The sequence below is a fragment of the Polaromonas sp. P4_H1 genome (genome assembly GCF_056400945.1).
In genome coordinates this window covers 22290-41480 of the sequence record NZ_JBFUKG010000005.1, presented here as the reverse complement: position 1 = coordinate 41480, position 19191 = coordinate 22290, and the positions used below count along the sequence as shown (strand labels likewise).

At 62.1% G+C, this 19191-nt stretch carries 16 protein-coding genes and 1 pseudogene; 5 read left to right on the top strand and 12 right to left on the bottom strand.

Annotated features, from left to right (window positions below):
* Positions 1-72: 72 nt before the first annotated feature.
* Positions 73-936: a cysteine hydrolase family protein gene (locus AC1DS5_RS08515; protein ID WP_477717819.1), complete on the top strand. Its 864-nt coding sequence runs from the start codon at positions 73-75 to the stop codon at positions 934-936.
* A 201-nt stretch (positions 937-1137) separates the two neighbouring features.
* On the opposite strand, the gene AC1DS5_RS08510 is transcribed toward AC1DS5_RS08515, so the two are convergent.
* Positions 1138-1419, bottom strand: a complete 282-nt coding sequence (locus AC1DS5_RS08510) for a hypothetical protein (protein WP_477717818.1) — start codon at positions 1417-1419, stop codon at positions 1138-1140.
* Between AC1DS5_RS08510 and AC1DS5_RS08505 the strand changes: the two genes are divergently transcribed.
* Positions 1403-3946, top strand: coding sequence for an ABC transporter substrate-binding protein (locus AC1DS5_RS08505; protein WP_477717817.1), 2544 nt, complete (start codon positions 1403-1405; stop codon positions 3944-3946). The two genes, AC1DS5_RS08510 and AC1DS5_RS08505, sit on opposite strands and share 17 nt — an antisense overlap.
* Before the next feature lie 52 nt (positions 3947-3998).
* Here the strand turns inward: AC1DS5_RS08505 and AC1DS5_RS08500 are convergent, their stop codons facing one another.
* From AC1DS5_RS08500 to AC1DS5_RS08450, 11 genes and pseudogenes are all read right to left on the bottom strand, one after another.
* Positions 3999-5153, bottom strand: coding sequence for an ABC transporter substrate-binding protein (locus AC1DS5_RS08500; protein ID WP_477717816.1), 1155 nt, complete (start codon positions 5151-5153; stop codon positions 3999-4001).
* An 89-nt stretch (positions 5154-5242) separates the two neighbouring features.
* Complete coding sequence (locus tag AC1DS5_RS08495; RefSeq protein WP_477717815.1) at positions 5243-5971, bottom strand: ABC transporter ATP-binding protein; 729 nt, start codon at positions 5969-5971, stop codon at positions 5243-5245.
* Positions 5968-6063 carry an ABC transporter ATP-binding protein C-terminal domain-containing protein gene (locus tag AC1DS5_RS08490; RefSeq protein ID WP_477718000.1) on the bottom strand — a complete coding sequence of 32 codons (96 nt, stop codon included), beginning with the start codon at positions 6061-6063 and terminating at the stop codon, positions 5968-5970. The genes AC1DS5_RS08495 and AC1DS5_RS08490 overlap by 4 nt, the downstream gene beginning before the upstream one ends.
* 138 nt (positions 6064-6201) lie before the next feature.
* Positions 6202-6720 (bottom strand): annotated as a pseudogene (locus tag AC1DS5_RS08485) (ABC transporter ATP-binding protein); the annotation flags it as partial.
* A complete protein-coding gene (locus tag AC1DS5_RS08480; protein ID WP_477717814.1) occupies positions 6713-7786 on the bottom strand; it encodes a branched-chain amino acid ABC transporter permease in 1074 nt (357 codons plus the stop codon). The pseudogene AC1DS5_RS08485 and the gene AC1DS5_RS08480, both read right to left, overlap by 8 nt.
* On the bottom strand, positions 7783-8646 hold the full coding sequence (locus AC1DS5_RS08475) for a branched-chain amino acid ABC transporter permease (RefSeq protein ID WP_477717813.1): 864 nt from the start codon (positions 8644-8646) through the stop codon (positions 7783-7785). The genes AC1DS5_RS08480 and AC1DS5_RS08475 overlap by 4 nt, the downstream gene beginning before the upstream one ends.
* A 19-nt stretch (positions 8647-8665) precedes the next feature.
* A complete protein-coding gene (locus AC1DS5_RS08470; protein ID WP_477717812.1) occupies positions 8666-9835 on the bottom strand; it encodes an ABC transporter substrate-binding protein in 1170 nt (389 codons plus the stop codon).
* A gap of 93 nt (positions 9836-9928) precedes the next feature.
* Positions 9929-10756: an alpha/beta fold hydrolase gene (locus tag AC1DS5_RS08465; RefSeq protein ID WP_477717811.1), complete on the bottom strand. Its 828-nt coding sequence runs from the start codon at positions 10754-10756 to the stop codon at positions 9929-9931.
* Entirely contained in the window at positions 10753-12333 is a 1581-nt protein-coding gene (locus AC1DS5_RS08460) for a benzoate-CoA ligase family protein (protein ID WP_477717810.1), read from the bottom strand. Before AC1DS5_RS08460 ends, AC1DS5_RS08465 begins: the two co-directional genes overlap by 4 nt.
* A gap of 50 nt (positions 12334-12383) precedes the next feature.
* The gene (locus tag AC1DS5_RS08455; protein WP_477717809.1) at positions 12384-13940 is read right to left on the bottom strand and encodes a 3,4-dehydroadipyl-CoA semialdehyde dehydrogenase; all 1557 of its coding nucleotides are present in this window, start codon (positions 13938-13940) and stop codon (positions 12384-12386) included.
* A gap of 356 nt (positions 13941-14296) precedes the next feature.
* Entirely contained in the window at positions 14297-14761 is a 465-nt protein-coding gene (locus AC1DS5_RS08450; RefSeq protein WP_477717808.1) for a DUF4863 family protein, read from the bottom strand.
* Between the two features lie 93 nt (positions 14762-14854).
* On the opposite strand from AC1DS5_RS08450, the gene AC1DS5_RS08445 reads away from it, so the two are divergent.
* From AC1DS5_RS08445 to boxB, 3 genes are all read left to right on the top strand, one after another.
* On the top strand, positions 14855-15853 hold the full coding sequence (locus tag AC1DS5_RS08445; protein WP_477717807.1) for a helix-turn-helix transcriptional regulator: 999 nt from the start codon (positions 14855-14857) through the stop codon (positions 15851-15853).
* 88 nt (positions 15854-15941) lie between these two features.
* Positions 15942-17600, top strand: coding sequence for a 2,3-epoxybenzoyl-CoA dihydrolase (gene boxC, locus AC1DS5_RS08440; RefSeq protein ID WP_477717806.1), 1659 nt, complete (start codon positions 15942-15944; stop codon positions 17598-17600).
* 89 nt (positions 17601-17689) lie between these two features.
* Positions 17690-19117: a benzoyl-CoA 2,3-epoxidase subunit BoxB gene (boxB, locus tag AC1DS5_RS08435; protein WP_011482564.1), complete on the top strand. Its 1428-nt coding sequence runs from the start codon at positions 17690-17692 to the stop codon at positions 19115-19117.
* Positions 19118-19191: the final 74 nt, after the last annotated feature.

Sequence of the window (19191 nt, the reverse complement as noted above, 5' to 3'; positions counted from 1 at the left end):
ACCGGCTGCTGCGAGAGTCGACGGCGTTGCACCAATTCACGTTGTACCCATTCAAGATCAATGGAGGACCACATGAAAAAAACCATACAGCTTCTGATCATCGACCCGCAAAACGACTTTTGCGACCTGCCGGCCGACTGGCGGCCCATCGACCCTGTCACGGGGGCCGCCACTTCCCCCGCCTTGCCTGTGGCAGGCGCCCACGCAGACATGCTGCGCCTGGCGAAGCTGATACGGGAAGGCGCTTCCGGCATCTCCGCCATCGGTGTGACACTGGACTCCCACCACAGGTTTGACATTGCCCACCCGACCTTCTGGAAAACCGGCGCGGGTGAAGCCGTGGGGCCGTTCACGCCCATCACGGCCGCGCAGGTGCGCAAGGGTGACTATGCGCCCAAAGACCCTTCAATGCTGCCGAAAGCCTTGGCCTATATCGACGAGTTGGAAAAGCGTGGCCGCTACACCCTGATGGTCTGGCCGGTGCACTGTGAAATCGGCAGCTGGGGTCATAACGTCCACCCCGCGGTAAAGGCCGCCTACAACCATTGGGAAGACAGCCGGCTGGCCATGGTGCAGAAAATCAGCAAAGGCAGCAACCCCTGGACGGAGCACTACAGCGCCCTGCAGGCCGAGGTGCCGGATGAAGAAGACCCCGCGACGCAACTCAACACGGCCTTGATTGCTTCCCTGGACCAGTCGGACCTGCTTGTCATCGCCGGCGAGGCCAGCAGCCACTGCGTGAAGGCGACCACCGAGCACATCGCCCTGAACCTTCCCTCCGGCAAGACAGGCAAAGTGGTGTTGCTCACCGATTGCATGAGCCCTGTCGGCGGCTTTGAAGTGCAGCACCAGGCGTTCCTGGATGACATGGTTCGCCGCGGCGTGGTGCTGTCAACCAGTGCGCAAATGCTGAACACTTTGCAAGCCAACGTCTGACCAGCGTCCCATTCAATCATTCATTCAATAAATAACAGACATTATTTTGCAGCGATCCCGTCGTCCCGCCTCGAGGCTGTCGGGGTCTCGACGCAGATCGAGCCAATTACCTCGCGGCGGCCCCACCCGCAGCGCTTCGCCAGCACGGCAGACACAGTCTCCAATAGATTCAGCTCCCGGCAAGCATCTGAATAAAATGAATCAAAACTGAGCCATCCATTCAACAGCTGTCAATTCAACAGCCATCAATTCAACAAAACCAGCGCTCCGTTGAATAGGCCACTGAATAAAGAGTAACGTGCGTGCCAGACAAAAACAGATGTCCCGCTTGATCCCTTCCGCAAGGTCCTTGCTGACCTTGGTGAGACGGCATTCGGCAGGGCGCGCCACTTTGACGGCCTTGGTACTGTGGACGATTTGTGTCGGCCCAGCTTTCGGTGCGTCCGGTGCCGTGCCTTCAGAGCGCGTGACGCTCCAACTCAAGTGGCTGCATCAATTCCAGTTCGCTGGCTATTACGCCGCGCAAGCGAAAGGTTTTTATCGAGACGAAGGGCTTGAAGTCACGATCAATGAGGGTGGCTTGGACAGACAGGTCCTGGCCAAAGTCCTCAGCGGTGACGCCCAGTTCGGTATTGGCGATTCCGATCTTTTAATAAGCCGGATCAGTGGGCGTCCCCTTGTGGCGATGGCGGCCATTTTCCAGCATTCGCCTTATGTGATCATGAGCCGGAAGGATCGCAATATTCGCAAACTGAGCGACCTGGTTGGCGCGAAGGTCATGATGTCGGAAGACCAGGGCGCCATCCAGTTGCGCGCCATGTTGAAAAACAATGGCATTGATCCGAAGCTCGTCAATATTCTTCCCCAGACCTGGAGGCTCGAGGACCTGATCGACGGCAAGGTGGACGCCATGTCGGCCTACGCCACGGCGGAGCCAGCGCAGTTGAGCGCCCGTGGCGTTACGCCGGCGACCATCAAAAGCGCTGACTACGGCGTGGACTTCTACGGGGACATTCTCTTCACGACGGAGTCCGAAGTCGAAAAAGCCCCCGGGCACGCCGCCGCGTTCCTGCGCGCCAGCCGCAAAGGCTGGGACTACGCCATGAGGCATGAGGATGAAATCGTCGGTTTGATCCTGGGTATGGACGGTGTCACGAAACGGGGGCTGACGCGCGAGACCCTGCTGCGGGAGGCCCGGGAGATGCGTCCATTCATGCTGCCGGATGTCGTGGAGATTGGGCATATGAACCCGGCCCGATTCGAGGCCATCGCGCAGGCTCTGGCGAACCTGGGTCTGGTGCGGACGGACTATTCGCTGGACGGGTGGATGTATGAGCCCTCACCGGGCATCGATCCCGGCCTATTTCGTTGGATGAGTGGCATTGGCTTGGCCATCATCGCGATTACGACGCTGGTGCTTGCCTGGAATATGCAGATTCGCCGCCGTGTGCTTGTGCGAACGCAAGAATTGCAGGCAGAAGTCACCCACCGGGCTGAGGTGCAGCAAAAGCTGAAAGTCAGCCAGGAGCTTTTTCAGCTGATGTTTGGTACCGCTGCATCCGGCCTCGTGATGAACACACCCGATGGACGGCTGCTGATGGCCAATCCCACCTACTGCGCGACCCTTGGCTACACGGAGGCCGAGTTGCGAACGATGGATACGCGTGAGCTGACGCATCCCCAGGACCGCGCCCGCTATGACGCTCTGAGGGACCGTATGCTGGCGGGCGAATTCGATAGCTTTACCGATGAAAAGTGTTATCTGAAAAAGGGTGGTGCTGCCGTGTGGGTTCGCTCAACGGTATCCCTTGTACGCTCGGCGGACCGGCGTCCGACGCACATCATTGCCGTGACAGAAGACATCACGGCACGCCGGGCGACCGAGGAAAAGTTGCGGCTTCTGGAGACTGCCGTGTCCCGCCAGAACGATATTGTGCTGATCACGGAAGCCGAGCCCATCGACGAGCCTGGACCGCGTATTGTGTTCGTCAATGACGCTTTCGAGCGACGCACCGGCTATCGCCGCGAAGAGGTGATCGGCCAGTCACCGAGGATTCTTCAGGGGCCGAACACCCAACGCGCTGAGTTGGACCGCATCCGTTCCGCAATGGAGAAGTGGCGGCCGATTCGAGCCGAACTGATCAACTACACCAAGGCAGGAGAGGCGTTCTGGCTGGAGATTGACATCGTGCCCATCGCCGACGAAAAGGGCTGGTTCACCCATTGGGTGGCAGTCGAGCGCGACATCAGCGAGCGGAAGCGGGCGCAGAACGAAATTCTTCGGCTCAATGCCGACCTTGAAGAGCGTGTGCAGCAGCGCACAGCCGAGCTGGAAACTGTGAACAAGGAGCTGGAAGCTTTTTCGTATTCCGTGTCACACGACCTGCGCACGCCCCTGAATACGATCGATGGATTCAGCCATCTGCTGGAGCGAATGGTCGGGGATAAGGTTGGCGAGAAGGAAAAACACTACCTGAACCGGATTCGCGCAGGAGCCCGGCAGATGGGCGAGTTGATTGATGGCCTGCTCTCGCTTGCGAAGTTGTCACGCGATCCGCTGCGGCTCCAGGAGGTCGACCTTGCGGCCATCGCGCGGCGGGTAGAGCAGGAGTGCAGAGAGTGGGAGCCGGAGCGCGTGGTGCAGGTGCACATTCAGGACGGTTTGCGGGCGTATGGCGATCCTCTCTTGTTGTCGGTCGTTATTCATAACCTGCTGGGCAACGCGTGGAAGTTCACCTCAAAGCAGGCGGCGGCACGGATTGAGATCGGCTGCGAGCCTGCAGTTGATGGCGCGACAGTCTATTTCGTCAAGGACAACGGCGCCGGATTTGACATGGCTTACGCCGACAAGCTTTTTGACACATTCCAGCGGCTTCATTCGTTTGCGGATTTCTCGGGGACCGGTATAGGACTGGCCACCGTCCATCGGATCATCACCAAGCACGGCGGGCGGGTCTGGGCGCACGCCGTCGAAGGACAAGGGGCAGAGTTTTACTTCACCTTGGGTTGATGACTGAGCTGCAGAAATCGTTTTGTCGCTTTGTCGCCTTGTCGTCTGCGCGTTATTTTTTTAACGCTCCCTGGCCATTGATGATTGAAAGCTCCACGCCGCCCCAGCCCTGGCGTTTGGCTGGCGTGTATTTGACATAGAGTCCACCCAGGTCGAATTCACCGAGGTTCGTCAGCGCCGCCAGGACTTTCGCTCGTGTGGGTTGACTGCCGGCCCGTTGCACGGCTTCTGCGGCTATCTTGGCGCCCAGGTAGCCCTCAAGGCTTGAGAAGGAGAGTGGCTGTCCTGCCGCATATTTATTCATGTCCGTCAGGTATTCGTTGATGACGGCCTTGCTTGGAATGAAGGGGTAGGGAACTGCCTGACTCAACACGATACCCCGCGCCTTGTCTGCGCCAACGGCGTTGACCAGCGCGTCGTGCAACAGCACGGACAAGCCATAGATTTGCGTGGCGCCACCAGGTGCCTCGCGGAAGGCCTTGATGAATTCAGAGGCGGGTTTGCCGGCTGCCAGCACCAGGACTGCTTTCGGCTGCGTCCTGGACACTGCTGCAACCGCCGCTTTAACGCTGGCGTCAAATGCAGCGGGGCTGACATCAATCACTTGATGGGTTGCGATTTTCAGGCCTTGCGCATTGGCCTGCTGGATTGCCAGTTGAGCCAGGGGCGGTCCAAAAGCAATGCTCATGTTGACGATCGCTACTTCGTTCTTCTCCCAGTTCTTGGCTTCCTTGAGCAAGGCAGTGACTTCGTCGGCGTAACCACTGCGCAGGGGAAACACGTTCCCGGCGCTGATCACGTTCTTGTCACCCTGAAGCGGTGTGATCAGTGCGATGCCCGCCTTCACAGGCAAATCCTGTTTGGCTATTTCAGCCAGCCCGGCGCTGTTGAGGAAGCCCAGCAGGCCAACAATGGAGGGGTCGGCAACCAGCTGTTGGGTCAGTTCCAGCATTTTCGGGCCCTGCAGGTCATCGTCAAGCGTCACCAGCTTGAGCTTGTTGCCCGCGATGCCGCCTTTGGCGTTGACTTTGGCAAAGTAAGTCTGGATGCCCACGACAAGGCCTTTGGCGTTGGCTGCCGACGCCGGGTTGGTTTGCGATGCGACCTGTCCAAAAACAACTTCCTGCGCCGCGTTGCCGGCGCCGGGAAAGGTGCAGAGTGTGGCCAGGAGAAACGTCGTGAGGACCGAGGAGAAGATTTTTTTCATATCAAAGTTTTTTTGAAACCAGCCAGATTATCCAGATTGCCAAACCAGGCACGCAGGAGCCCGCTTTGTCGATTGCGCCTGCGCGCTTCTCAAACCCCCAGGTACAGCTCCAGCAGTTCAGGCCTGGCGTGCAGCTCGGCCGAGCTGCCCTCAAAGACCACCTCCCCCTTGAGCAGGATCACATTGCGGTCGGTGATCTGCGTGACATGCTTCCAGTTCTTGTCCACGATCACGCTGGAGATACCTGTTTCCCGCACCAGCTGGCAGATGCGCCAGATGTCCCGGGCAATCAGCGGCGCCAGGCCCTCGGTCGCCTCGTCCAGGATCAGCACATCCGGATTCGTCATCAGCGCCCGGCCAATGGTCAGCATCTGCTGCTCCCCGCCCGAGAGCTGCTGCCCGCCATGGTTAAGGCGCTCCTTCAGGCGCGGAAAGGTCTCCAGCACCCGCTCATAGGTCCAGTCGCGCTGGCCCCGCGTGCCCGCCCGCGCCGCCATCTTCAGGTTCTCCACCACACTCAGGTTGCCGAAAATGCCCCGGCCCTCCGGCACATAGGCCACGCCCAGGCGCGACACCTCATACGGCGCCCGGCCCAGCATAGGCCGGCCCATGATGGCTATCGAGCCGGCACGCGGGCTGACCAGCCCCATCAGGCTCTTGAGCAAGGTGCTCTTGCCCATGCCATTGCGCCCCATCAGGCCAATCGTCTCGCCGCGCGCCACCGAGAAATTGATGCCGCGCAGGATGTGGCTGGCCCCGTAGTAGGTGTGGATTTCTTTCGCATCAATCAACAAATCGGTGTTCATATCGGTGTTCATGCGTGTTCTTCTCCGAGATACGCCGCCTGCACCCCGGCATCGGCCCGGATCTGCGCCGGCGAGCCACTGGCGATCACCTGGCCGTTGACCATCACCGTCAGCTGGTCGGCCAGCGCAAACACCGCATCCATGTCGTGCTCCACCAGCAGCATGCCGTGCTCCTGCTTCAGGGCCAGCAGCAGCGCCACCATGCGCTCGGCCTCCGCCACCCCCATGCCCGCCAGCGGCTCGTCCAGCAGCAGCACCTGCGGCTGCGTCGCCAGGGTCATGGCGATCTCCAACTGGCGCTGCTCGCCGTGGCTGATGGTGCCGGCGATGCTGTGCCGGCGGCTCTGCAGCCCGGCCAGCTCCAGCGCCCGTTCGGCGCGGCCGTTGATGGAGGCCATCCGGCCGGCGCGCTGCAGCCAGCGCCCGGCATGCGGCTCGCGCGACTGCGCGGCCAGCCGCACGTTCTCCCAGACCGTGAAGGGCAGGAAGATATTCGTCTTCTGGTAGCTGCGCCCCAGGCCCTTGTTTGAAATCTTCTCCGGGCTCCAGCCCGTGACGTCGTGCCCGCCCAGCATGACCGTGCCCGAGCTCGGCGGCAAATCGCCCGACAGCAGGTTGGTCAGCGTCGACTTGCCCGCGCCATTGGGGCCGATCACCGCATGGATGTGGTTGCGCCAGAGATCGACAGAGACGTCGTTCACCGCCGCCAGGCCGCCAAAGCGTTTGGTCAGCTTCTTGGCCGACAGCAGCAGTTCAGCCATGGTCCGCTCCCTGGTTGCGGGCCTGGTCTTTGTTGCTTTTGCTGTTCTTGGCAAAGCGCTCCACCAGCCCGAGCAGGCCGCGCGGCGCGAACACCACCACGGCGACGATGAACAGCCCCATCCACAGCTGCCAGTGCTTGCCCAGGTTCACGCTGCCGCCCCCCAGGCCCACCACACCCCCGGCCTCGAGGGTGGGCAGGTCCTTGAACAGGTGCAGCAGGTACTCAAAGGCAAAGGCCCCGACGATGGCACCCGCAAAGTTGCCCATGCCGCCCAGGATCACCATCATGATGGCGTGCGCGCTCATGTGAAAGCCCATCAGCTCCGGGTTGATGTAGCCCGTTTGCGTGCCCCACAGGTAGCCGGCCAGCCCGGCCAGGCTGCCGGCCAGCGTGAAGGCCGCCAGCTTGTAGCCGAAGGTGCCATAGCCCATGGCGCGCATGCGGTGCTCGTTGACGCGGATGCCGGCCAGCGCCCGGCCAAACGGGCTCCACAGCAGGCGCCGCAAGAAGGCATAGACCGCCAGCAAGGTGGCCAGCGTGAAGTAGTACAGCGTGCGCTTGCCGTCCAGCTCGAACGGCGTCCAGCCGAAGAGCTCGGCGCTGGGCTTGAAGTTGATGTACAGCCCGTCGGAGCCGCCCAGCACCTTGTTGTCAAAGAACAGGTAAAACACCATCTGGGCAAAGGCCATGGTGACCATGATGAAGTAGATGCCGTGGGTGCGCACCACAAAAAAGCCGATGACCAGCGCCGCCAGGCCCGAGGCCAGCACCGCCAGCGGCAAGGTCCACCACAGGCTGACGGCCTCGCCCTGCGGCATCAGGAAGGCGAGCGCGTAGCCCGCGATGCCGAAGAAGGCCGCATGGCCCAGCGAGACCAGGCCGGTGACGCCCTGCAGCAGGTCCAGGCTCATGGCAAAGATCGCCATGATCATCATGCGGGTCACCATCTGGGTGTAGAAGTCGGTGCCGGCAAAAGGGAAGGCGAGCAGGGCGATCAGCCCCAGCACCAGCGCCACCTGCACGCCGCGCGGCAGGACTTCAAGATTGGATTTTTGTGCGCTCATTGTTTGAACAAGCCTTCGGGCTTCCAGAGGAGTACGCCGGCCATCAGCATGTAGACCAGCATGCCGGCCACCGAGGGCAGCAAGACCTTGCCGAAGGTGTCGACCAGCCCGACCAGCAGCGCAGAAATGAGCGCGCCGCGCACCGAGCCGATGCCGCCGATGACGACCACCACAAAACACATGATGAGCACCTGCGAGCCCATGTTGGGGTAGACGCTGGCGATCGGTGCGGCGATCATGCCGGCGACCGCCGCCAGGCCGACGCCCAGGGCAAACACCAGGGCGTGGATGCGCTTGATGTTGATGCCCAGGGACTCGGCCATCTCGCGGTTGAAGGCGCCGGCGCGTATCTTCATGCCCAGCCGGGTCCGGGAGATCAGCCCATACAGACCCAGCGCCAGCGCGATGCAGACGCCGGACATGAAGAGGCGGTAGACCGGGTAGGACAAATTCTCGGTGAGGGGGATCGAGGCGCCGAGCAGGTCGGGAATGGTCACGCCGTGCACGTCGTCGCCCCAGAGGATGGAGCGCAGCTCTTCAAAGATGTAGATCAGCCCGAAGGTCAGCAGCACCTGGTCGAGGTGGTCGCGCTGATAGAAATGGCGAAACAGCAGCCATTCGAGCGCCAGGCCAAAAATGACCGCGAGCACGGCGCCCAGGAGGATGGCCAGGCTCAGGCTGCCCAGCTGGGCGCTGAGCGACCAGGCGAGATAAGCGCCCAGCATGTAAAAGCTGCCGTGCGCCAGGTTGACCACGCCCATGATGCCGAAGATCAGGGTCAGGCCGGCGGCCAGCATGAACAGCAGCAGGCCGTACTGCACGCTGTTGAGCAGCTGGATGAGGAAGTTGGCTAACGTCATGTCAATTCGTCATGCCACATCACAGGCGGCAACCGCGCGCAGGATCGGCCAGCGCCTTGGCGGCGACACTGACCATTTTGTTTTCCTTGTTCTCCACTTTGCGTAGGTAGATGTCCTGCACCGGGTTGTGCGCTTTTGACAGGGTGAACGTGCCACGCGGGCTGTCGATCTTTGCCTGCTCCATGCCCTTGATGAGCACCTCACGTTTGCTGAAGTCACCGCCAGCGGCTTTCAGTCCGGCAGCAAGCATTTGCGCCGCGTCGTAACCCTGGACCGCATACACATCGGGCTGCAGCTTGTAGGTCTTGGCGTAGCTGAGACGGAAGGAGCGGTCTTTCGGCGTGTCGAGGCCATCGGCATAGTGCAGTGTGGTGAGCAGGCCTGTAGCCGCGTCGCCCTGCGCATCCAGCGTGCCGTCGGTCAGAAAGCCCGCACCGTACAGAGGGATCTTGCCCTTGAGGCCGGCGGCGGCATAGTCCTTGACAAACTTGACGGCACCCGCACCCGCAAAAAACGTGTAGACGGCATCGGGTTTTGCCGCGGCGATTTCGGCCAGCAAGGCCTGGAATTCCACCGTCGGGAAAGGCACGTTCAGTTCCTTGATGACCTTGCCGCCTTTGGCCTCAAAGCCTTCCTTGAATCCCTTGACCGACTCCTCGCCGGCTGCATACTTCCAGGTGATGGTGACGGCGCTCTTGTGTTTGCGCTCGGCGGCCACCAGTCCCATGGCGTAGGCCGGTTGCCAGTTGGTGAACGAGGTGCGAAAGATGTTTGGCGCGCACAAAGGCCCCGTGATCATGTCGGCTCCGGCGTTGGGAATGATGAGCAGGGTCTTGGTGTCTTTCGCCACCTTGGCCATGCCCATGGCGACGCCGGAGTGCACGGTGCCGACCAGCACATCCACCTTGTCGCGCTGAACCAGCTTGTTGGCGTTTTCGATGCCCTTGGACGGCTCGGACTCGTCGTCGACCTTGAAGAACTCGATCTTCTTGCCGGCGAGCGCGCCACCCTGTTCCTGCACAAACAGCTTGAAGCCGTTTTCGATGGCCACGCCCAGCTGGGCAAAGGTGCCGGTATAGGGCAGCATCAGGCCGACCTTGATGCTGTCATTGCCTTGCGCCTGGGCGGCTGAGGCAGCGAGCAAAGCACAGGAAATGGTCAAGAGGGAAGAAGCCGAAAATTTTTTCACAGGAATGTCTCCGTTGGGCAAAGGGATGGGTCAGGGGCGAGTGAGGCGCGAGTGAGGGGTTACGCTGCAGAATCGGCAGCGGGCGCGTGTTGGTCAGTGGTGTTGGTCAATGAATTCCTTGACGGCGTGGATCAAGGCCGCAGGCTGGTCGCGATGAGGCGAGTGCCCGCATTGCGCGAGTTCGAGCAGCTGCGTTTGCGGGGGTGGGAGGCGGCGGGCAATGCCGTGGATATGTTCCAGCGTGCCGTATTCGTCATCCAGCCCTTGCACGGCAAGAATCGGGCAAGTGATGGACGGCAGCTCGGCCTCGATCGTCCAACTGAGAAAGCTGGGGTCCAGCCAGATGTCGTTCCAGCCCTGGAAGGCTGAATCAACATCCTCGTGGTAGCGCGTCAGTTTCTCTTTGAGGTCGGTGCTCCGATAGGCTTCGCGGGCCGTGCGAATGCTTGCCAGGCCATACTCTTCAACCATCAGGTGTGGCGCGACAACGACCAGGCCCGCCACCGAGTCTGGAAAGCGCGAGGCATACAGCAGAGCGATGGAGCCGCCATCGCTGTGGCCCAATAGCCAGGGTTTCTCCTTGACGTTCAGCGCTTCAAGCAAGGCGGGCAGCACCTCGTGTGCCTGTGCGTGCATGAAGTTGGCGCTCCAGCGCTCAGCGGCTGCGCGCGGCGTTGAGCGTCCATAGCCGGGGCGCGAGTACACCAGGCCGCGAACATTGGCTGCATCACACAGCGCCTGCGGAAAGTCCTTCCACATGGCGACCGATCCCAGCCCTTCGTGCAGGAATACGACCAGAGGGCGATCCTGCTTGCCGGCATTGAGCCATTGATGCTCGATACGCACCCGCCGGCCTGCCCAGTCGATGTCGACGAATGACGTGTCGTTCGTGGTTGTTTGAAGTGGCTGTGGGGCACTCATGCCTTGCGCTCCTGTTCCCGCAAGCGAAAGCGCTGGATTTTCCCGGTTGCCGTCTTCGGCAATTCATTCATGAATTCGATGAAGCGCGGATATTTATAGGGCGCGAGCCGCTCCTTCACGAAGGCCTGCAGCGTGGCCTCGTCGACCTGATGGCCCGGCTTGACAACGACAAAGGCCTTTGTCTTGGTCAAGCCTTTTTCATCTTTCTTGCCGATCACGGCGCACTCGAGTACAGCGGGGTGCTGCACCAGCGTGGCCTCGACCTCGAACGGCGACACGTAAATGCCGCTGACCTTGAGCATGTCGTCGCTGCGGCCCGAGTAGGTGTAGGTGCCGTCGGCGTTGCGGACGTATTTGTCGCCGCTTTTGGTCCACGCACCCTGAAAGGTATCGCGCGATTTTTCGCGGTTGCCCCAGTACATGAGTGCCGAGCTTGGGCCGTGGATGTAGAGGTCGCCGGTTTCGCCATCCGGCACCGGGCGGCCGTCGTCGTCGCGCAGTTCGACTTCATATCCCGGAACGGGCCAGCCCGTGGTGCCATAGCGCACCTGTCCCGGGCGGTTGGACAGGAAGATATGCAGCATTTCGGTTGAACCCAGGCCGTCGATGATCTCGACCCCGAAGTGGGCCGTGAACCGCTCGCCCAGTTCGCTGGGCAAGGCTTCGCCGGCCGAGGAGACCAGGCGCAGCGCAATGTCTTCTTTAGCCGGCAGGGCAGGCGAGGCCAGCATGCCGGCAAAACCGGTGGGCGCACCGAAGAATACGGTTGGACGCAGGCCGCCCACCTCGCCGCGCCAGCGTTTGAACGTGGCCTCCGGCGTCGGCCGCTCGGCCATCAGGATTGTGGTGGCGCCCACGCTCAAGGGAAAACTCAGTGCATTGCCCAGGCCATAGGCAAAGAAAAGTTTGGCCGCCGAGAAGCAGACATCCTGCTCGGTGAGGCCCAGCACCGGCGTGCCATAGAGCTCGGCGGTCCAATAGGGGTTGCCGTGGCTGTGCAGCGTGCCTTTGGGCCTGCCGGTGGAGCCGGAGGAATAAAGCCAGAAGCCGGGATCGTCCGGGCTGGTGCCCGCCGGCTCGGCCAGTGGCGCGTGTTGTGCCATCAGGGTGTCGAGTGCCACGGCGCCTTCGGGCAAGGCCGCGTCAGGACGCGAGACGATCACGGTCCTGACCTCATGGCCACCCTGGGTCATGGCCGCCTGCAGCGTGGGCAGCAAGGCCCCGGACACGATGGCCGCCTGAGCCCGGCTGTGTTGCAGCATATAGGCGTAGTCGTCGGCGGTGAGCAGTGTGTTGACGGCCACCGGCACGATGCCGGCATACATGGCGCCCAGAAAACTCACCGGCCAGTCGCTGCAGTCATGCATCAGCAGCAGCACGCGCTCCTCGCGGCGCACGCCCGAGGCCAGCAGTGCTGCCGCCACGCGGCGAATGCGCTCCGCCAGATCGCCATAGCTCAGGCTGCCCTGGTTGTCAATGTAGGCTGGTTTGGTGGGTCGGACGAGGTTGCGCCCGATCAGGTGCTGGGCAAAGTTGAAGCGCGCGCCGGGCGGCGCGACGGGGAGGGTGGGGGTCAAGTCTGTCTCCTTGATTTTTGCAGGGCAGTCGTCTGGCGGCGCTTAAAAGGCTAGAAGGCGGTGAGCACGGCGGTGCTGGCTTGCACCGCGCTGCGGCGGTGGTAGAAGCTCAGTGCACGCACGCCACCGAGTTCCTCACCGCCGCCCGCGCGCCCGGGCCCGCCGTGCAGCGACTGCGGCATCACATTGCCATGGCCGGTGTGCAGTTGCGCCACATCGGGCGAGAGCACATGCACGCGGCCGTGGCTGTCGGCCAGCTCCAGCGCGGTGGCGGCGAGCGCGGCCGGGTCGCTGCCGTAGAGCGAGGCCACCAGTGAGCCCTGGCCCCGGCGCACCAGGGTCAACGCATGGGACATGTCGTTGGCGGCATGGCGATAAGGCATCAGGGTGGCCACCGGGCCAAAAACTTCGGTGTCGTGGATGCGGTCGGCAGCATCGGCATCGCGGGCGCCCAGCAGCGTGGGCCCGACGCAGCAAGCCACGGCGGGGTCGGCATCCACCAGCGCGTGCGTTTTGCCATCGTGCAGCAACTCAGCCTGCGTCTGCAGGTGGGCCAGGCCCTCGCGGACGCCGGCAAGCTGCGCGCGGTTGACCAGCGCACCCATGCGAACGGTTTCGTTGCGCGGGTTGCCCACAACGGTTTTGGACAGGCGCGCGGCGATCGCCTCGGCCACCGGGCCATACAAGTCCTCGGGGACGAAGACGCGGCGAATAGCGGTGCATTTCTGGCCTGATTTGACCGTCATCTCGCGCACCACTTCCTTGACCAGCAAATCGAAGGCGGCGCTGCCGGCGGCTTCACCGGGTAGCAGCAGGGCCGAGTTGATGCTGTCCGCTTCGATGTTGACGCGCACCGAGCGTTGCGTCACGGCGGGATGCGAGCGGATCACGGCCGCTGTTTCTGCCGATCCGGTGAACGACACGACGTCAAAAGGTTGCAGCGCGTCCATCAGGCCTGCAGAGCTGCCGCACACGACCGACAGTGCGCCGGCCGGGAAGATGCCGGCTTCGACCACGTCCTGCACCATGCGCTGGGTGAGCCATGCCGTGGTGGTGGCGGGCTTGACGATCACCGGCACGCCGGACAGCAGTGCGGGCGCCGCCTTTTCCCACAGTCCCCAGCTCGGAAAGTTGAAGGCGTTGATGAACAGGGCGATGCCCCGCGTGGGGGTCAGTACATGTTGCGACTGGAACAGGTCTTCCTTGCCCAGCCGTGTCATCTCGCCGTCGAGCAGGAAGCGGCGGTCGCCCAGTGAGTCCCCGAGTTTTGCGTAGGTGCCGAGCGTGAAGATGCCGCCGTCGATGTCCACCGCCGAGTCGTTCTTGACGGTGCCGCTGTTGGCGGTGGCGATGTCATAGTAGGCATCGCGGTTCGCCTGCAGCACCTTAACGGCGGCGGCCAGCATCGCGGCGCGCTCGCGGTAGGTCAGGCGCTGCAGCGCTGCGCGGCCCTGCTCGCGTGCAAACGCAAAGCCTGCCGCGAGATCAAGCCCGGTGGCGTCCACGCGGACCAGCTCGGTGCCCAGGGTGGGGTCGAACAGGGGCGTGCCGGCGCCGCTACCGGCCTGCCAGCGGCCCCCGAGGAAGTTGGAAATCAGTTCAGTCATGCAATTCTTTCGTGAGGAGTAATCGTGACGCCGCCGGGCCGCCCAAAGGGAAATTAGCCCCCAAGGGGCTGGAGCCTGCGGCTCCGAACCTGCCTGCGCAGGTTTGGACAGGCGACAGAGGCGAAGCATCTGGCGAGCCGCGGCCTGCAAGGCCTCGCGCAGCACACGAAGTGGCAAGCGTGGGGGCCAAAGTGCGCCGCGCCGGGCCGCCCCAAGCAAGCACAGCCCCCTCGGGGGGCAGCGCAGCACACGAAGTGGCAAGCGTGGGGGCCGTGACGCCGCCGGGCCGCTCCCAAGGCGGCACAGCCCCCTCGGGGGGCAGCGCAGCACACGAAGTGGCAAGCGTGGGGGCCATATCAGCGGGTGAATTCGATGCGGCCTTCGGGCAGCAGGTAAAGCACGAGCGCGCGGCCGCTGGATACGGTGGGCCTGTGTGCGCTGCCCGGTGGGTAGACCAGCCAGCCGGCCGGATGGCTATCAAACTGCGCATCGCCTTCGATGGGCATGATCAGGTCGATCTCGCCATTTGGGTGGCTGTGGTGTGGCCCGGCAATGTCTTTCATGTCGACCACGTCGACCGAGAAACCGTGCAGGTCAGCGGCGGGTTTGAAGATACGGCCGTAGCGGATGCCACCGCCTTCGCGGTCACACAGCCAGCCCTCCGCGACCCCGGTTTCGCAGGCCTGTTTCAGGCGGTCATAGGTGATACTACCGGGGCCGTGCTCGGCATTCAGCCACGCTTGCAGGCTGGCATCGAGAGGGCGCCCAGCCAGTTGAATGGTGAGTTCTGCAATATGTTCGTGAAAGTGTGTGGGTGACACGTGTATCTCCAGGGTTGCGTGGTTGCGCTGCGCTTGCGTTCAGGTGTAATATGAATTATTGTGCAGGACGAACAATAAATCTTCGAAAATCCCATGTCAAGCAATATATTGCATCAATCAGGGTTAACACTTAGCGATGTGACCACTGACTTTGAACCGGCGAAGGCCGAGGCCGGGCTGGTGGATGGCGCGACGGCGCCGGGTAAAAACCCGTTTCTGGTGGCGCTGGGGCAGCGGGTGGCGGCCTTGCGCGCGCGCCGCGGGCTCACGCGCAAGGCGGTGGCCATCGCCGCGGATGTGTCTGAGCGCCACCTGGCCAACCTGGAATATGGTCTGGGTAACGCCTCGATACTGGTCCTGCTGCAGGTGGCCGGTGCGCTTCAGTGTTCCTTGGCCGAAATTATTGGCGACCGCACCACCACCTCGCCCGAGTGGTTGATGATCCGCGAGCTTCTCGAGCAGCGTGATGACGCGACGCTCAGGCGCGTGCGCATCGTGATCGGGGAAATGCTGGGAACCGGTGGCGGCAATGTCATACGCAGTCCGCGTATTGCATTGATTGGGCTGCGTGGCGCCGGCAAGTCCTCGCTGGGGCAGCTGTTGGCCGACGACCTGGGTTTCCCGTTTGTTGAACTGAGCCGGGAAATTGAAAAATTCGCGGGCTGCAGCGTGTCGGAGATCCAGGCGCTTTACGGCATGAACGCCTACCGCCGCTATGAGCGGCGCGCCCTGGAGGAATCCATCCAGATCTATCCGGAGGCGGTGATTGCCACGCCGGGCGGGCTGGTGTCTGATCCTGCGACGTTTAACCTTTTATTGAGCCATTGCACGACGGTCTGGCTGCAGGCCACGCCCGAGGACCACATGCGGCGGGTGATGGAGCAGGGGGACCTGCGCCCCATGGCCAACAGCAAGGAGGCGATGGAAGACCTGAAAGACATCCTTGCCGGTCGGGCACCTTTTTATTCCAAGGCGGAGTTCACCGTGAACACCAGCGCGCAGCCCCTGTTGCCGACTTCTGCTGCGCTGCGCGAACTGGTCCGCAATGCCCTGGAACTCCCGCTGGATGAAAAAATCAAAAAACATGCATAAAAGTGCTTGACGTCTTTCTGTTATAGGCATTATTATTCGTGTATGAATTCTGGTTCGTGCACTATTTTGCTTATTTTGAGGAGATGAAGTGAACATTGACACTCGCGTTGACTACCAAACCAACCCCGGTCGCTATAAACACTGGGCACTGAAGTTTGAAGGGCCCGTCGCCACGCTGACGGCTGACTTTGACGAAAACGCAGGCCTGCGACCTGGCTACAAGCTCAAGCTCAACAGCTACGACCTTGGCGTTGATATTGAGCTCAATGATGCGATTAACCGCATTCGCTTCGAGCATCCGGAAGTCCGCACGGTGGTGGTGACCAGTGCCAAGGAGAAGGTCTTCTGCTCGGGCGCCAACATCTTCATGCTGGGTGTCAGCAGCCATTCCTGGAAGGTGAATTTCTGCAAATTCACCAATGAAACCCGCAACGGCCTGGAAGACTCCTCCAAATACAGTGGCCTGAAGTTCCTCGCCGCCGTCAATGGCGCATGTGCCGGTGGTGGTTATGAATTGGCGCTGGCCTGCGATGAAATCATCCTGGTGGATGACCGCTCCAGCGCGGTGAGCCTGCCCGAGGTGCCGCTGCTGGGCGTGCTGCCCGGCACCGGCGGCCTGACACGCGTCACCGACAAGAAGCATGTGCGCCACGACCTGGCCGATCTGTTCTGCACCAGCGTCGAAGGCGTGCGCGGCCAGAAGGCCAAAGACTGGCGCCTGGTGGACGACATCGCCAAGCCGCAGGTCTTTGCCCAGAAAGTCCGGGAGCGGGCGCTTGAATTGGCCGCCACGAGCGACCGGCCGGCCGATGGCAAGGGTGTCATGCTGCCGCCGGTTGAGTGCGTGATCGAAGCAGACGCACTGCGCTACCCGAACGTCGTGGTCGAAATTGACCGCACCAAGCGCACCGCCACCTGGACCGTCAAGGGCCCCACCGGCGCCCAGCCCACCGACCTGGCCGGCATCGAAGCCGCTGGTGCTGCCTGGTACCCCTTGCAGATGGCGCGCGAACTGGAAGACGCCATCCTGCAAATGCGCACCAACGAGCTGGACATTGGCACCTGGCTCATCAAGACCCAGGGCGATGCGGCTGCGGTGCTGGCGATGGACGCCACCTTGCTGGCCCATCAAAACCACTGGCTGGTGCGTGAAACGATTGGTTTGCTGCGCCGCACGTTCAGCCGGCTGGATGTGTCGTCGCGCAGCCTGTTTGCACTGATCGAGCCAGGCTCCTGCTTTGCCGGTACCTTTCTTGAATTGGCTTTGGCCTGCGACCGCAGCTACCACCTGGCGCTGCCGGATGACGAGGCTGGCGCACCGAAGATCACCGTGAGCGAGACCAACTTCAGCCTGTACCCGATGGTCACAGAGCAGAGCCGCCTGGGCCGCCGTTTCTACAACGAACAACCTGCGCTGGACGCGGTACGCGCCAGCATGGGCCAGGCGCTCGATGCCGACGCTGCGTTCGCCCTCGGCCTGGTCACCTCAAACCCTGACGACATCGACTGGGCCGACGAAGTACGTATTGCCGTTGAAGAGCGCGTGGCGATGTCGCCCGATGCCCTCACCGGCATGGAGGCCAACCTGCGCTTCAACGGACCTGAAAACATGTTCACCCGTGTCTTCGGGCGGCTCACCGCCTGGCAGAACTGGATTTTCCAGCGCCCCAACGCCGTCGGCGAAAAGGGTGCCCTGAAGGTCTATGGCAAAGGCGACAAGGCCCAGTTCGACTGGAACCGCGTCTAGACAAAAGCTCTCGTTGTGCGGTGCGAGTCCGGGTGGCGCACCGCAACCGAATCCATCCCCCGAATCAGCCTTGTTTTTTGGAGACCACGATGTCCAGCATTAACTACAGCGAAAAGATTCCCAACAACGTCAACCTGAGCGAAGACCGCACGCTGCAGCGTGCGCTCGAACAGTGGCAGCCCAATTTCATCAACTGGTGGGACGACATTGGGCCCGAAGGCTCGACCAACTCGGACGTCTACCTGCGGACTGCCGTGAGCGTGGACCCGCAAGGCTGGGCCCAGTTTGGCCATGTGAAGATGCGCGACTACCGCTGGGGTATTTTCCTCAACCCGGGCGAAACCGACCGTACCATCCACTTTGGCGATCACAAGGGCGAGAAAGCCTGGCAGGACATTCCTGGTGAATACCGTGCCAACCTGCGCCGCATCATCGTCACGCAGGGCGACACCGAGCCGGCGTCTGTCGAGCAGCAGCGCCACCTCGGCCTGACCGCCCCCAGCATGTATGACCTGCGCAACCTCTACCAGATCAACGTCGAGGAAGGCCGCCACCTGTGGGCCATGGTCTATTTGCTGCACAAGCATTTTGGCCGCGATGGCCGCGATGAAGCCGAAGGCCTGCTGGAGCGCCGCAGCGGGGACGCGAACAATCCGCGCATCCTGGGTGCCTTCAACGAAGCCACGCCGGACTGGCTGAGTTTCTTCATGTTCACCTATTTCACCGACCGCGACGGCAAGTTCCAGCTGTGCGCGCTGGCGGAAAGCGCTTTTGATCCGCTGGCCCGCACGACCAAGTTCATGCTGACCGAAGAAGCGCACCACATGTTCGTGGGCGAAAGCGGCATTTCCCGCGTCATCCAGCGCACCTCGCAGAAGATGAACGAACTCAAGACCGACGACGTGGCCAAGCTGCGCGCCGCCGGCGTGATCGACCTGCCGACCATCCAGCGCTACATCAACTTCCATTACAGCGTCACGATTGACCTGTTCGGTGCCGATGAGTCCAGCAATGCCGCCACTTTCTACAGCACCGGCCTGAAAGGCCGCTACGAAGAAGGCAAGCGCGTGGATGACCATGCGCTCAAGGGCCAGACCTACAAGGTGCTCGAAGCACGCAATGGCGAACTGGTTGAAAAAGAAGTGCCGATGCTCAACGCGCTCAATGAAGTGCTGCGCGACGACTACATCAAGGACTCGGTGGCCGGTGTCGAGCGCTGGAACAAGGTGCTTGAAAAAGCGGGGATTTCCGTCAAACTCAGGGTGCCGCACAAGGCTTTTCACCGCAACATCGGCGCGCTGGCAGGCGTCAAGGTGTCGCCGGATGGCCGCGTGGTGTCCGAAGCCGAATGGAATGCCTCGGTGGGCCAATGGTTGCCCAGCAACGAAGACCGCGCTTACGTCGCCAGCCTGATGGGCCGCGTGGTCGAACCAGGCAAGTTTGCCAACTGGATTGCACCGCCTGTCATGGGCATCAATCGCCAGCCGGTGGACTTCGATTACGTCCGTTTTAACTGATCTCCCCCAGCAAGGAAGATCATGCAGGGGGCACTTGGCGCCTCCTGCATGCCAATCAAGCCGATGACCGGGAA